The sequence below is a fragment of the Alcanivorax sp. S6407 genome (assembly GCF_023016115.1).
Taxonomy (GTDB): domain Bacteria; phylum Pseudomonadota; class Gammaproteobacteria; order Pseudomonadales; family Alcanivoracaceae; genus Alcanivorax.
In genome coordinates this window covers 51986-65486 of the sequence record NZ_JALKBH010000002.1, presented here as the reverse complement: position 1 = coordinate 65486, position 13501 = coordinate 51986, and the positions used below count along the sequence as shown (strand labels likewise).

The window sequence follows — 13501 nt, the reverse complement described above, 5'->3', positions numbered from 1 at the left end:
GCGGGCCTTTTTGCATCAGGCATCAGGCATCAATTCAATCCTTCCAGGGCAGGGTGTAGGGAAGTTCTCCGAGCTTGCTGTCCAGGGGGGTGTCGTCCTTGTACAGCACGCCGTCGCTATCACGGCGCAGTACCACCAGCGCTGCTCCGCCATTGGCTGTGTTGGTGCTGATGACCACTTCGCCTGCTGCCTTGCCGTCGGCATCACGCAGCACTTCACCAGGTTGCAGCGCGATGTCGGCGGTGAAATTGATGCGTTGCATGCGCTGCTTGAGTTTGCCTTTGAAGTGCATCCGGGCCACCACTTCCTGGCCGGTGTAGCAGCCTTTCTTGAAGTTGACCCCGGCAGTTACGTCGTAGTTGAGGACCTGGGGCAGGAACAGGTCTTCTGCTCCCGGGTAGACCATGCCTTCACCGGCATCGATATCGGCCAGCACGGCGCCGTTGGCAGCGACGGGCTGCCGATCAGCGGCGAGAGCAGCCCAGGTGGATTCGACCTGATTCGCATCGATAATCAGCAGGGCGTGCTGCGTGTTGGGGTAGCGCAGCCACAAGCCTTGTTCGGTACGCAGTGTCTGGCCCGGTGCAGGCAGATGCTCCGGCAGGTTGCCGGCGAGCAGCAGCAGGGCCTGGTCATCGGCCTGCTGGAATTCCACCTTGGCGCGCAGCCGGTATTTCAGCAGCGCCTTGATCAGCGCCTCGCCTTGTCCGGCCGGAGTGAGCAGCAGGTAATCGTTGCCATCACGAAGCACGCGGACGCTGACTAGCCCACGGCCTTTCAGGCTCAGGTGCATGCCGGTCAAATGCGCTCCCTGATCCACTTCCCGCAGGTCACAGGAGAGCTGGCCTTGCAAGTAATGGCCGGCCTCATCGCCATGGGCTCGAACTATCGTCATGTGCAGCGCCGGGGCCAGATAGGGCGCATCAGCGACCGGAGGCAGGGATTGCTTGGCGAGAAAATCAGACCAGCTCATGGGACTCCTGTGGGAACCTGTATGGATGAGGTGTCGAGAATTCAGCGGGCATGATAGATAATGCGCGCGCAGTCTGAAAGTCATCAGCCACCCGCAGGATCTGGATCTCATGAGCAACGAAGAGCTGAAACGTAAATACCGCTGGCAGTGCCGGCGTGGCGCCTCCGAGGTTGAGGTGGTGCTGTATGCCTATCTGGATGATCATTTTGATGTAGACAGCGCGGATAATCAGGCCCGTTTCGAGGCGTTGCTGGCATGCCAGGACGCAGACATGTTCGAGTGGTTCACCTACCGTAGCGAGCCGCAAGATGAAGCAATGCGCGAGTACGTGAAGCATGTCCTCAAGTTGGTCGCCCACGGCAAGCGTTAAGCTGGGAGGCTCCCGCTATCCCGGATTATGGCGCTGGGTGGTTGGTGTAAGTCTACTGCCAGTGGTCTGGCTGGTGAGCTGGCCCTGGTGGGCCAGGGCCATGCTGCTGGCCGTGATCGTGCTGTCGTTATGCCGCTGGCGCGTACCGCTAATCAATGAGCTGCATTTGCGTGATGGGGTGCTGACTGTGGTTGCCCGTCAGGTGCAGACTCTCGAGAAGCCTGGCCGGGTGCTGCGTCTGGGCCCCTGGCTGGCACTGCAGACACCCAAGGGATGGCTGCACTTGTTCGAAGATCAGGCCAGCCGTGAAGATCTTCAGCCCATTTACCAGTGGCTTTGGGTGAATCGGGTGAGATGATAGCTACGAGCTACGAGCTACGAGCTACGAGCTACGAGCTACGAGCTACGAGCTACAAGCTACAAGCTACAAGCTACAAGCTACAAGCTACAAGCTACAAGCTACAAGCTACAAGCTACAAGCTACAAGCTACAAGCTAGAGTCATTGGATTAAGAAAGGTCAAAAAGTTCCCGGAATTTCCCTGAAGCTGCTGTGGGAACGTAGCGAAGCGGAGTAACGCACGCAGTGCGGCCCGAAGGGTGAGCGAAGCGAGTAACTTGCTTGCAAGCGATTCGAGCCCGAGCGAGGTAAGGATTCCAGAAGCACCTCTTGAAAATCAAAAGTCAAACCCGTTCCATGGATCGGGTTTTGCCTTTCGAAACTCACTTCTTCGCTCCTCGCTGTCGCTCGGATCGCTTGCAGTCAAGCTCCCACGGAGGAAGCTTCTAAAAGCTACCGGGTACCAGCACAGTGTCTACCGGGTTTTCCACGCTATTCGGGTAATCGCGCATGAAATGCAGCCCGCGACTTTCCTTGCGTTGCATGGCAGAGCGAATGATCAGTTCGGCGATCACTACCAGGTTGCGCAGTTCCAGCAAGTCATTGCTGATGTGGTAGTTGCTGTAATACTCGGTGATTTCATTTTTCAGCAATTCTGCACGATGCAGTGCCCGCTGTAGTCGTTTGTCCGTCCGCACAATACCCACGTAATCCCACATGAAGCGTCGTAGTTCATCCCAGTTGTGGCTGATTACCACGTCCTCGTCAGAGTCTGTGACCTGGGATTCGTCCCATTCGGCATCTTCGCGGGGTTGCGGGAGATCGCTCAGATTGGCGCTGATATGGTCGGCGCTGGCCTTGCCGTAGACAAAGCACTCCAGCAGCGAGTTGCTGGCCATGCGATTGGCGCCGTGCAGGCCGGTGAAGCTGGTCTCGCCGATGGCGTACAGGCCGGGAAGGTCGGTCTGGCCGTGCTCGTCGATGATCACGCCGCCACAGGTGTAGTGTGCAGCAGGTACCACCGGCATGGGGTCGCGGGTGATATCGATGCCCAGCTGCAGGCACTTGGCGTACACGGTGGGGAAATGCTCAATGATGAAATCCGCCGGTTTGTGGCTGATGTCCAGATACAGGCAATCCGCACCCAGGCGTTTCATTTCATGGTCGATGGCTCGGGCGACCACATCCCGGGGGGCGAGTTCACCACGTTCGTCGAAGCGGTGCATGAAGCGGCTGCCGTCCGGCAGTAACAGATGGCCGCCTTCTCCGCGAATGGCCTCGGTGACGAGAAAACTCTTGGCCTTGGGGTGATACAGGCAGGTGGGATGGAACTGCATGAATTCCATGTTGGCTACCCGACAGCCTGCACGCCAGGCCATGGCAATGCCGTCACCGGTGGCCACATCCGGGTTGGAGGTATACAGGTACACCTTGGAGGCCCCGCCGGTGGCCAGAATCACCGAACGGGCCAGTACTACATCGGTTTCACCGGTTCTGATGTTGTGGATATAGGCACCGCAACAGCGCTTCTGGCCATCATGCTCCTGCAGGATCAGATCCACCGCCACGCGGTGTTCAAACAGGGTGACGTTGTCGCGTTGTTTGACCTGACCGATCAGGGTGCTGGAAATGGCCTTGCCGGTGGCGTCGGCTGCGTGAATGATGCGGCGATGACTGTGACCGCCTTCCCGGGTCAGGTGGTAGGGAAGGGTGGAACCATCGTCGCCGGCATCCAGGCGGGTGAAATCCACCCCCAGATCAATCAGCCAGCGAATCGCATCGGGACCATTCTCCACCGTAAAGCGCACCGCATCGTCATGGCACAGGCCAGCACCAGCCACATGGGTATCGGCCACGTGGCTTTCCAGGGAATCCTGCTGGTCAAGCACCGCTGCGACGCCGCCCTGGGCGTAGTAGGTGCTGGCGCTGGTCAGTTCTCCCTTGGAGAGCAGGGCAACCTGACACTCATCGGGCAGCCGCAGTGCCGCCGTGAGTCCGGCGGCGCCGGAGCCAATGATGAGTACATCGTGTCGGTAGGTAGCCATGGGGTGTCCTGTGTGAATGGCCTGAAAACGGCGCCAGTATAGCGGTGAACCGGGTGACGACTAAATGACGAAATGGTGGCTGACGCGATTATCTGCCTGTGAGTGCGGAACTCTCTTCTCTACCCAGGGTCAGAAACCCCAACAATTGTGCAGGCAATGTGAAAAGCTTGCTAAATCAACGGCCTCCAACGTCTGAAAAGTGGCCGTCCAGATAACACCTGCTACAATGGCGTGTTTAAAGGGTCGGGGAACCGGCCGTCCACAGACTCACGCATTTCGCGAAGGATCCGGGGGATCGGTGTCAGACGAACAGTTGGTGAAGAAGGCCAAATCCGGCGACCAGCGCGCCTTTGAGGTGTTGGTGCGCAAGTATCAGCAGCGGATCTTCGCGCTGATCAGTCGCTACGTACGCGACCCGGACGAAGTACAGGATGTGGCCCAGGAAGCCTTTATCAAAGCCTGGCGTGCGTTGCCCCGTTTTCGTGGGGATAGCGCCTTTTACACCTGGCTTTATCGCATCGCGGTGAATACCGCCAAGAACCATTTGGTGGCGGCCGGTCGGCGGCCACCCCGTTCGGACCTGGATGCCGCCGAGGCGGAACAGTATGCCGGGGCAGAAATGCTGCATGAAATTGGAACCCCGGAGTCCATGGTGTTGTCAGAAGAACTGGAGGCAGTGATTCACTCGGCTATCGAGGAGCTGCCCCAGGAACTGAAAACTGCTGTGACCCTGCGTGAATTCGAGGGGCTCAGCTATGAAGACATTGCGGAAGTGATGGACTGTCCGGTGGGCACGGTGCGTTCGCGCATCTTCCGGGCAAGGGAAGCGATTGATACGGCTGTTCGCCCGCTACTGGGCACACAGCGAGGCGATAAAGGGTGAGTCTATGAACAGGGATTTGGAAACATTGTCTGCCTTCCTCGACGGGGAAACCAGTGAGCTGGAAACCCGCCGGGTGATGCGTGATGTGGACGATGCAGAACTGGATACGCTGTCTCGCTGGCAGCTGGCCCGGGATGTGATGCACGGACACGCTTCCACGGCCGTGCCGAAAGATTTCAATGCCGGTTTGTCTGCTGCTCTGGCCGCCGAAGGTGCGCAGGGCAGACGTCCAGCCTGGTTGGGCGGAATGGCGCGTCTTGCGGTGGCGGCGTCGGTGGCAGCAGCCACAGTGGTTGGCTGGCAGACCTGGGAGGGCAACCTTTCCGGTGCCGGTGAGGCGGCTCCCGCGCTGGCGGCAGCACAGGACACTCGTCTGACTCGCCCCTTTGCCGAGGCGTCCCTGGTATCCCAGTCGTTTGCGGCAACCCCGGCGGCGATGACCGCCCAGGTATCGGCTTCACCGCGGGTCAACGAGATGTTGTTGCGCCACAGTGACTTTGCCGCGCGTAACAGTGGTCAGGGGATGATGCCTCTGGCACGCCTGGTAAGTATGGATGCGCGTAGTGGAGCCAAGTAACGGATGAAGTTGCCTGTTCTCGCCCTTTCCCTGACCCTTCTTGCCCCGGTGTCAGCGCTGGCGGAAGTCCCGCCAGCGCATGCCCAGCTTCAGGCCATGTCCCAGGCCAATCTTTCTCTTGAATACAGTGGTCGCTTCCTCTACCAGTTCGGGGCGGAGGTGAGCACCATGGAAGTGAGCCATGCGATTTTCGATGGCAAGCAATATCAACGACTTACCCACCTTGATGGTCGCCTCGTGGAAGTGCTTCGCCGTGGCGATGAGGTCATCTGTGTTCATTCGGATCGCAGCCTGACCCGGCTGCAGAAGGATCAGGGGGGGCCGATGGCTTTGGCCCAGCGGCTGGCAGAGGATGTGCCTGACCAGTACAACATTCTGGTGGATGGCGACGGTCGTGTGGCTGGACGCACTGCAACCCGATTAAGGGTGGCGCCGCTGGATACTCACCGCTATGGCTATCGTCTGTGGCTGGATCACGACTCTCACCTGTTGCTCAAGTCTGAAGTCGTGGATGGCAGTGGTGTTGCCCTGGAAAGAGTGGAATTTGTCAGCCTCGATCTGTCTCCTGGCCTGACCGTGGCGGATTTTGATCTGCCTGATGCTGTTCGTGAGAGCGAATTGCAACCGGTGTCCCGTGATCAGGTGCCCAATAGCATGCAGGTGGACACCGACTGGTTGCCCGCCGGTTTCGAGGCCGCTGATCCGGACTGGCGCAGTGGCGATGGCAAGCGTCTGCCAGTGGCCGCCCAAGGCTACTCGGATGGACTGGCTGCGTTCACGGTGTTCGTGGAAACCGTTGGGCAGGGCGATATTGAGGAAGGTGTCAGTCGGGTAGGGCCCACAGTGGCGGTCAGTCGCCTGCTGAAAGCGCCTGCTGGCAGCTACCTTATTACGCTGGTGGGGGAGGTTCCCCAGTCTACCGCTGAGCGTGTCATTCAGGGGGTCAGTGTCAGGGACGCCGGGCACTGATGCTCCATGAGCAGGGGGTTGTGGTTGCGGTGACAGCAGACTCTGTCTGGGTTGAGACCGTGCGTGCTTCAACCTGCGGTGCCTGCAAGGCAAAGTCGGCTTGTGGTCACCACATGATCAATCAGCAACAATCCGGGCAGCGTGCCCGCCTGCGTGTACCGGTGACTGCTGCAGCCGATTATCAGGTGGGTGACACCGTCACCCTGGCCCTGCCGGAAGGTGCCCTGATGCGCGGCGCGCTGTGGGTCTATGGTCTGCCCCTGTTATTACTCTTCCTCGGCGCGCTGGTTGGAGCATCGCTTCCCATTACTGCTTTTGATGCCTCTGCCGTGTTCGGCATGGGCGGCTTGTTGGCGGGCTTCGTGATTAATCGTGTCTTGAGCCGTCGAACTGGCCATAATCAGGCTTATCAACCTGCCTTGGTGCCATCAGGGGATGATGGCTGTCAGGTGATTCAGGTCCAACCCGCAAAAAAATAAAGGAGATCTCCATGGCAAGATTGCAACCCGTTGCTGCGTTCTGGCTGATGGTGGTAATCGGTTTGATGGCGGGCTGCTCCGATTCCTCCTCTTCACCGGAGCCTGCTGAGCCGCTGGTGACAGGTCTTCCTGACTTTACCCTTCTGGTGGAGAAGGAAGGCCCTGCTGTGGTGAACATCAGCACGGTGACCCATCAGGACCAGGAGGATCTGCAGGGGCAGATGGAGCAAATCCCGGAATTTTTCCGCCGTTTCTTCGAGCAGTTTGGTGGTGACGGCGCCCCGTCCATGCCGCAGGAGCGGGAAGCCCGTTCGCTGGGCTCCGGTTTCCTGATTTCCTCTGATGGTTATGTCCTTACCAACAATCATGTGGTGGCAGAAGCCGATGAAATCATGGTGCGATTGCAGGACCGCCGGGAGCTCAAGGCTGAGCTGATCGGGGCTGACGAGCAGAGCGACATCGCTTTGCTGAAAGTGGAAGCTGAGAATCTGCCGGTGGCGGATATCGGTTCCTCAGCCAGCCTCAAGGTGGGCGAGTGGGTGTTGGCCATCGGCGCGCCGTTTGGTTTCGATAGCAGCGTTACTGCCGGGATTGTCAGCGCCAAGGGGCGAAGTCTGCCCAGCGACAGCTATGTGCCTTTCATCCAGACCGATGTGGCTATCAATCCCGGTAACAGTGGTGGTCCGCTGTTCAATCTTCGTGGTGAAGTGGTCGGCATCAATTCCCAGATTTTCAGTCGCTCCGGTGGTTACATGGGGGTGAGTTTTGCCATCCCTATCGACATGGCCATGGATGTGGTCTCCCAGATCAAGGAGCACGGCAAGGTCAGCCGTGGTTGGCTGGGGGTTCTGATTCAGGAGGTGGATCGTGATCTGGCAGAGTCCTTCGGGCTCGATCAGCCTCGCGGTGCGCTGGTCTCCCAGGTGCTGAAAGGATCGCCGGCGGAAGAGGCCGGAGTGCAGCCGGGAGATATCATTACCCGTTTCAATGATGAGCCGATCTACCGGTCTTCAGAGTTGCCCCGCTGGGTGGGGCTGGTCAAACCGGGTGAGGACGCCGAGCTGACTGTGGTCCGTGATGGCGACAAGCAGACGTTGACCGTGACCATTGGTTTGCTGCCGGATGATCCAGCCCTTGCCATGCGTGGCGGCGTAGCCCCCGGGGAGGGTGCTGATGCGCTGGGTGTGCAGGTTCGTGCTGCTTCCGAAGCCGAGCTGGCGCGCCTGGACATCAAGGCAGGGGTGGTGATTACCGAAGTGAAGGACGGACCGGCCCGTCAGGCCGGGCTGGCAGCCGGTGACGTGCTGGTGACCCTGAACAATGTCCCCATGACGAGCCCGGAAACCTTTGCCGAAGCGGTGGCGGATCTGCCGGAATCCGGCACGGTGGCGGCGCTTGTCAACCGCGATGGTAACCCGCGATTCCTGGCGCTCAAGCTGAAATAGGGCGCGAGGGGGCATTATTTCACGGTGCGGTGCGGCTGCGCCGTGCAACTGCCCCCCGTTATCCGCTAGAATCGCGGCCCTTGTGTGCCGTTTTCTGATTTTTCGGTGCTACCGGTGGTCCGGTGGTACGCGGCCCCTTTATTGCGGGCCGCAGCGGCAGCCACTGATTGTTTACAGGCCCTATGACTGACATTTCGAATATTCGCAACTTCTCCATCATCGCTCATATCGATCATGGCAAATCCACTCTGGCGGACCGGTTTATCCAGGTCTGTGGTGGCCTCTCCGAGCGGGAGCTCAAGGAGCAGGTGCTGGATTCCATGGAGCTGGAGCGGGAGCGAGGCATTACCATCAAGGCGCAGAGCGTCACGCTCTACTACAAGGCCCGTGATGGTGAAACCTACCAGCTGAATTTCATTGATACACCCGGACACGTGGACTTCTCCTACGAGGTGTCCCGTTCCCTGTCAGCCTGTGAGGGGGCTCTGCTCGTGGTGGACGCGGCCCAGGGCGTGGAAGCCCAGTCCGTGGCCAACTGCTATACCGCTATCGAGCAGGATCTTGAGGTGCTGCCGGTACTGAACAAGATCGATCTCCCCCAGGCCGAGCCGGATATGGTGATCAACGAGATCGAAGAGATCATCGGTCTGGACGCCCATGATGCCTGCCGGGTGTCTGCCAAGACCGGGGTGGGGATTGATGATCTGCTGGAGCAGCTGGTGGAGCGCATCCCTTCTCCCGAAGGCAATCGCGAATCCGAGCTGCAGGCACTGATCATTGATTCCTGGTTCGATAATTATCTTGGCGTGATTTCCCTGGTGCGGGTAAAGCATGGGGTGCTCAAGAAGGGCGACAAGATTCTGGTGAAATCCACCGGGCAGACCCATGTGGTCGACCAGCTTGGCATCTTTACTCCCAAGCGTACCGAAACCAAACAGCTGGAAGCCGGCGAAGTGGGCTGGGTGAGTGGCAGCATCAAGGATATTCACGGTGCGCCGGTGGGCGATACCCTGACGCTTTCCAAGACCCCTGATGTGCCTGCGCTGCCGGGCTTCAAGAAGGTCAAGCCACAGGTCTATGCGGGTATGTTCCCGGTCAGTGCGGATGATTACGAAGACTTCCGCGATGCACTGGCCAAGCTGACCCTGAACGATGCATCCCTGTTCTACGAGCCGGAAACCTCCGATGCCCTGGGCTTCGGTTTCCGGGTGGGTTTCCTGGGCATGCTGCACATGGAGATCATCCAGGAACGCCTTGAGCGGGAATACGATCTGGATCTGATCACTACGGCGCCCACTGTGGTGTATGAGCTGTTGCTGTCCGATGGCGAAACCCTCTACGTGGATAACCCTTCCAAACTGCCTGAGGGCAACAAGATTGAGGAGTTCCGTGAGCCCATCGCCCGCGTGAATATCCTGGTGCCCCAGGAGTATGTGGGCAATGTGATTACCCTGTGCGTGGAACGTCGCGGTACCCAGATCAATATGCAGTATCTGGGCAAGCAGGTAGCGCTGACATACGACATTCCCATGGCGGAAGTGGTGCTGGATTTCTTTGATCGCATCAAGTCCGTGAGTCGTGGCTTTGCCTCCATGGATTATGCCTTCGAGCGTTTCGAGGCCACCAAGCTGGTGCGGGTAGATGTGCTGATCAATGGCGACAAGGTCGATGCTCTTGCCATGATCTGCCATATGGATCAGTCCGCATACCGAGGCCGCGCCCTGTGCGAGAAGATGAAAGAACTGGTGCCGCGGCAGATGTTCGATGTGGCCATTCAGGCCGCCATTGGCAGCAAGATTATCGCCCGCCAGACCGTGAAAGCACTGCGCAAGAACGTGACCGCGAAATGTTATGGCGGTGACGTTTCCCGTAAGAAGAAACTGCTCCAGAAGCAGAAAGAAGGTAAAAAACGGATGAAGCAGGTGGGTAACGTGGAAATTCCCCAGGAAGCCTTCCTTGCTGTGCTCAAGGTGGATGATTGATGGATATTGATATTGGCTTCTGGCTTTCCCTGGCGCTGCTTGTCACGGTGGTGGTGTGGTGTCTGGACCGGGCCCTGAAGCTGAAGCAGAAGGGCGGCCCGCTGGGCAGTGCGGTGGAAACCTCCAACTCGCTGATCTCGGTGTTTTTTGTGGTGCTGGTGATTCGTTCGTTCATCGTCGAGCCCTTCACTATTCCTTCTGGCTCCATGTTGCCCACCCTGCAGGTCAATGACTTCATTCTGGTCAACAAGTTTGCTTATGGCCTGCGCCTGCCGGTGACCAACACCAAGATCATCGAAACCGGCCAGCCGGAGCGGGGCGACGTGATGGTGTTCAAGTTCCCCGAGAACCGCAATCAGAACTTCATCAAGCGGGTAGTGGGTCTGCCGGGAGACGAGATCAAGTTCCGCGACAATCGCCTGTTCATCAATGGTGAGCTGGTATCACGCAACGTGGTCCGTGAAGTGGATAATGGCCGTTACTGGCAATCCGAGTATATTGAAACCCTGGGCGAGGTGGATCACTTCATCTGGCAGGAAGGCAAGATCAATCCGTTTACCGGCAAGAAAGTCTCTAACATGAATGTGGAAGGGGAATGGACGGTACCGGAGAATGCCTTCTTTGTGATGGGGGATAACCGCGACAACAGTAATGACAGCCGGGTTTGGGGTATAGTCCCTGATGAGCTGGTGATGGGGGAAGCCTTCCTGATCTGGATGCATTGGAAGCCGATCTTCTCTGTACCCAGCTTTTCCCGAAATGGCGCCATAGACAAGGTGGAGGCGAACTAAAATGATGACAATGCCCTCTCGGCAACGTGGACTTTCCCTGATCAGCTGGATGGTGGTTCTGATTGTGGTGGTGATCCTGGGGACGGCCGCATTCCGAATGGTTCCGGCGTACATGGAATACAACACGGTGGCGACGACATTAAGAACGACGCTTCAGGATAATAAGGCTGCCATGATGTCTCCTAATGAGATCAGAGCTGCTATCGCCAAGCGGTTTCTGGTGAATCAGGTCAAGGTGATCACGCCTGATGATGTTGTAATTGTGAAAGAAGGGCCCGTCGTTAAGGCGTCGATTGATTACGAAGTCCGCGAGCCCATGTTCTATAACGTCAGTATCATCATGACGTTCAAGGAAGAGTTCAGTAAAGACGTGCGCCAGTGACCCAGAACCTGGACCGCCTGATGCCCCGGCTGGGGTATCAGTTCAATGATGAAGCCTTGCTGGCACTGGCGTTGACCCATCGCAGTGTCAGCCGCCACCGTAACTACGAGCGTCTCGAGTTTCTCGGTGATGCCCAGCTCGGGCAGATTATTTCTGTGGCCCTGTTTGAACAGTTTCCTGATGCCGCAGAAGGGCAACTGACCCGCATGCGCGCCTCCCTGGTGCGCGGCCAGACCCTTGCCCAGGTGGGCCGGGAGCTGGGCCTCGGCGAACATCTTCTGCTTGGTGGAGGTGAACTGAAAAGTGGTGGCTACCGCCGCGACTCCATTCTGGCGGATGCCCTGGAGGCGATCATTGGTGCCATGCTGCTGGATGGCGGGGAAGATGCCTGCCGTCAGGTGGTGTTGTCCTGGTTCGCCGAGCGGCTGGAAGCCATTACGCCCCAGAGTGCCCAGAAAGATGCCAAGACCCGTCTGCAGGAATGGCTGCAGGCGCGTAAATTCGAACTGCCTGTGTATCAGGTCACCAACGTCGAGGGGCTGGCTCCCAAGCAGACCTTTGATGTGACCTGCGAGCTGGAGCAGATGCAGCAAACCTTTATTGCCCAGGGCGGCAGTCGTCGCAAGGCAGAACAGCAGGCGGCGGCCCAGGCGCTGGGCTGGCTGGAGCAGCAGTATGACTGATCACGCCGATACCACCACGCGTTGTGGCATGGTTTCCATTGTTGGCCGGCCCAATGTAGGCAAGTCGACGCTGATGAATCACCTGATCGGGCAGAAGGTCAGCATTACCTCACGCAAGCCGCAGACCACCCGACATCGTATCCACGGGATTCATACCAGGGACAATTTCCAGATCGTGTTTGCCGATACTCCGGGGATCCATACCGGGCAGGAGCGGGCCTTGAATCGCGCCATGAACGATGCCGCGGTGTCCACGCTCAGCGGTGTGGATGTGGTGTGCATGATGGTGGACGGGCTGAAATGGACGCCCGGTGACGAGCATGTGCTGTCTCTGTTGCCGAAAACGCCGGATGTGCCGGTGCTGCTGATTATCAACAAGGTGGATAACCTGGACGACAAGGCCGAGTTGTTGCCGTACATCGAAAGTCTCAGTGAGCGTTACCCGTTTGATGCGGTCATCCCGGTGTCCGCCCTGAAGGAACAGAACCTGGAGCAACTGGAAAAAGCCTTGGTTGAGCGCTTGCCGGAAGGGGATTTCTGGTACGACGAGGATCAGCTCACTGATCGTAGTTTGCGATTCATGGCCGCCGAGATCATCCGTGAAAAGGTAGTGCGCCAGCTCGGTCAGGAAGTACCGCATCAAGTCAGCGTGGAAGTGGAACTGTGGGAGGATGGCCCGCGAGTCACCGAGATTTCTGCCGCCATTCTGGTGGAGCGTCGTGGCCAGAAGAAGATTCTCATCGGTGACAAGGGCGAGCGTATCAAGCAGATCGGTACCCAGGCCCGGGAAGATATTGAACGCCTGATCGATCGGCGGGTGATGCTCAACCTGTGGGTAAAGATCAAGGCGGGCTGGTCCGATGATGCCCGTGCCCTGCGTTCCCTCGGCTACGATGAGCCGCACTGAGCAGGACCTGCAGCCGGCTTGGTTGCTGCACCGCCGGCCATTCCGTAATACCAGCCTGATTGTCGAGCTGTTCCTGCCTAATCTGGGACGTGTCGGCGCGGTGGTCAGGGGTGGCCGCAAGGATCCCTCCCTGTCCCCTTTCCGCCCATTGCTGGTGGAACTGAAAGCGTCAGGAGAGATGTATTCCCTGCGTGGCTGCGAACCCCGTGCACCGACCCTTTATCTACAGGGTAAGGCGCTCTACTGCGGTTTTTACGTCAATGAATTGCTGACCCGGTTACTGCATCGGGACGATCCGCACCCGGATCTCTGGCCGCTGTATGAGCAAACGCTGGCTGCGCTTGTGGAGGGCGATATGCTGGATGTGGTGCTGCGTCAGTTCGAGATCGGTCTATTGGAAGATATGGGCTACGGCATCGATCTGGGCCATGACATCCAGGGCGCACCGGTGCGCTCTGACTGCTACTATCAACTGGACCCTGAGCAGGGCTTGCGGGCGGCCGCTCAGGGCTACCGGGGTTCGGACCTGCTGGCCATGCTCAACGGCGACTGGCAAGCAGATACCCGCCGAACCGCTCGTCAACTCTGCCGTGCACTGCTTGCCCCGCATCTGGGCGACAAACCCCTGAAGAGCCGCGAGCTGTTCCGGGAAAAGTAGGGACAAGCTTCAAGCTACA

At 58.5% G+C, this 13501-nt stretch carries 15 protein-coding genes; 13 read left to right on the top strand and 2 right to left on the bottom strand.

Features of this window, described 5'->3' with window-relative positions; genetic code table 11:
- Positions 1-34: 34 nt before the first annotated feature.
- Positions 35-973, bottom strand: a complete 939-nt coding sequence (locus MWU49_RS03605; protein WP_246968266.1) for a folate-binding protein — start codon at positions 971-973, stop codon at positions 35-37.
- A gap of 109 nt (positions 974-1082) precedes the next feature.
- Between MWU49_RS03605 and MWU49_RS03600 the strand changes: the two genes are divergently transcribed.
- Positions 1083-1343 (top strand): succinate dehydrogenase assembly factor 2, encoded by a 261-nt coding sequence (locus MWU49_RS03600; RefSeq protein ID WP_246968263.1) that lies wholly within the window; start codon positions 1083-1085, stop codon positions 1341-1343.
- Positions 1344-1380: 37 nt separating this feature from the next.
- A complete protein-coding gene (locus tag MWU49_RS03595; protein WP_246968260.1) occupies positions 1381-1701 on the top strand; it encodes a hypothetical protein in 321 nt (106 codons plus the stop codon).
- A gap of 426 nt (positions 1702-2127) precedes the next feature.
- Here the strand turns inward: MWU49_RS03595 and nadB are convergent, their stop codons facing one another.
- Entirely contained in the window at positions 2128-3726 is a 1599-nt protein-coding gene (nadB, locus tag MWU49_RS03590) for an L-aspartate oxidase (RefSeq protein WP_246968257.1), read from the bottom strand.
- A 298-nt stretch (positions 3727-4024) separates the two neighbouring features.
- Between nadB and rpoE the strand changes: the two genes are divergently transcribed.
- From rpoE to recO, 11 genes are all read left to right on the top strand, one after another.
- Positions 4025-4609: an RNA polymerase sigma factor RpoE gene (gene rpoE, locus MWU49_RS03585; protein WP_246968253.1), complete on the top strand. Its 585-nt coding sequence runs from the start codon at positions 4025-4027 to the stop codon at positions 4607-4609.
- Positions 4610-4613: 4 nt separating this feature from the next.
- Positions 4614-5186 (top strand): sigma-E factor negative regulatory protein, encoded by a 573-nt coding sequence (locus MWU49_RS03580; RefSeq protein ID WP_246968250.1) that lies wholly within the window; start codon positions 4614-4616, stop codon positions 5184-5186.
- A 3-nt stretch (positions 5187-5189) separates the two neighbouring features.
- Positions 5190-6155 (top strand): MucB/RseB C-terminal domain-containing protein, encoded by a 966-nt coding sequence (locus tag MWU49_RS03575; RefSeq protein WP_246968246.1) that lies wholly within the window; start codon positions 5190-5192, stop codon positions 6153-6155.
- A complete protein-coding gene (locus MWU49_RS03570) occupies positions 6155-6634 on the top strand; it encodes a SoxR reducing system RseC family protein (RefSeq protein ID WP_281502070.1) in 480 nt (159 codons plus the stop codon). Before MWU49_RS03575 ends, MWU49_RS03570 begins: the two co-directional genes overlap by 1 nt.
- Positions 6635-6645: 11 nt before the next feature.
- Positions 6646-8079 carry a DegQ family serine endoprotease gene (locus tag MWU49_RS03565; RefSeq protein ID WP_246968240.1) on the top strand — a complete coding sequence of 478 codons (1434 nt, stop codon included), beginning with the start codon at positions 6646-6648 and terminating at the stop codon, positions 8077-8079.
- 182 nt (positions 8080-8261) lie between these two features.
- The gene (gene lepA, locus MWU49_RS03560; RefSeq protein ID WP_246968236.1) at positions 8262-10061 is read left to right on the top strand and encodes a translation elongation factor 4; all 1800 of its coding nucleotides are present in this window, start codon (positions 8262-8264) and stop codon (positions 10059-10061) included.
- Complete coding sequence (lepB, locus tag MWU49_RS03555) at positions 10061-10852, top strand: signal peptidase I (protein ID WP_246968233.1); 792 nt, start codon at positions 10061-10063, stop codon at positions 10850-10852. Before lepA ends, lepB begins: the two co-directional genes overlap by 1 nt.
- Position 10853: 1 nt before the next feature.
- Positions 10854-11234, top strand: coding sequence for a DUF4845 domain-containing protein (locus MWU49_RS03550; RefSeq protein ID WP_246968230.1), 381 nt, complete (start codon positions 10854-10856; stop codon positions 11232-11234).
- The gene (gene rnc, locus MWU49_RS03545) at positions 11231-11917 is read left to right on the top strand and encodes a ribonuclease III (protein ID WP_246968228.1); all 687 of its coding nucleotides are present in this window, start codon (positions 11231-11233) and stop codon (positions 11915-11917) included. Before MWU49_RS03550 ends, rnc begins: the two co-directional genes overlap by 4 nt.
- Positions 11910-12824: a GTPase Era gene (gene era / locus MWU49_RS03540; protein ID WP_246968225.1), complete on the top strand. Its 915-nt coding sequence runs from the start codon at positions 11910-11912 to the stop codon at positions 12822-12824. The genes rnc and era overlap by 8 nt, the downstream gene beginning before the upstream one ends.
- Positions 12811-13482, top strand: a complete 672-nt coding sequence (gene recO, locus MWU49_RS03535) for a DNA repair protein RecO (RefSeq protein ID WP_246968221.1) — start codon at positions 12811-12813, stop codon at positions 13480-13482. Before era ends, recO begins: the two co-directional genes overlap by 14 nt.
- Positions 13483-13501: the final 19 nt, after the last annotated feature.

What these genes read in the sequence shown, in the direction of transcription:
- MWU49_RS03605 (WP_246968266.1), bottom strand. Translation starts at nt 973, where the DNA reads ATGAGCTGGTCTGATTTTCTCGCCAAGCAATCCCTGCCTCCGGTCGCT.
- MWU49_RS03600 (WP_246968263.1), top strand. Translation starts at nt 1,083, where the DNA reads ATGAGCAACGAAGAGCTGAAACGTAAATACCGCTGGCAGTGCCGGCGT.
- nadB (WP_246968257.1), bottom strand. Translation starts at nt 3,726, where the DNA reads ATGGCTACCTACCGACACGATGTACTCATCATTGGCTCCGGCGCCGCC.
- MWU49_RS03580 (WP_246968250.1), top strand. Translation starts at nt 4,614, where the DNA reads ATGAACAGGGATTTGGAAACATTGTCTGCCTTCCTCGACGGGGAAACC.
- MWU49_RS03575 (WP_246968246.1), top strand. Translation starts at nt 5,190, where the DNA reads ATGAAGTTGCCTGTTCTCGCCCTTTCCCTGACCCTTCTTGCCCCGGTG.
- MWU49_RS03570 (WP_281502070.1), top strand. Translation starts at nt 6,155, where the DNA reads ATGCTCCATGAGCAGGGGGTTGTGGTTGCGGTGACAGCAGACTCTGTC.
- MWU49_RS03565 (WP_246968240.1), top strand. Translation starts at nt 6,646, where the DNA reads ATGGCAAGATTGCAACCCGTTGCTGCGTTCTGGCTGATGGTGGTAATC.
- lepA (WP_246968236.1), top strand. Translation starts at nt 8,262, where the DNA reads ATGACTGACATTTCGAATATTCGCAACTTCTCCATCATCGCTCATATC.
- lepB (WP_246968233.1), top strand. Translation starts at nt 10,061, where the DNA reads ATGGATATTGATATTGGCTTCTGGCTTTCCCTGGCGCTGCTTGTCACG.
- MWU49_RS03550 (WP_246968230.1), top strand. Translation starts at nt 10,854, where the DNA reads ATGATGACAATGCCCTCTCGGCAACGTGGACTTTCCCTGATCAGCTGG.
- era (WP_246968225.1), top strand. Translation starts at nt 11,910, where the DNA reads ATGACTGATCACGCCGATACCACCACGCGTTGTGGCATGGTTTCCATT.
- recO (WP_246968221.1), top strand. Translation starts at nt 12,811, where the DNA reads ATGAGCCGCACTGAGCAGGACCTGCAGCCGGCTTGGTTGCTGCACCGC.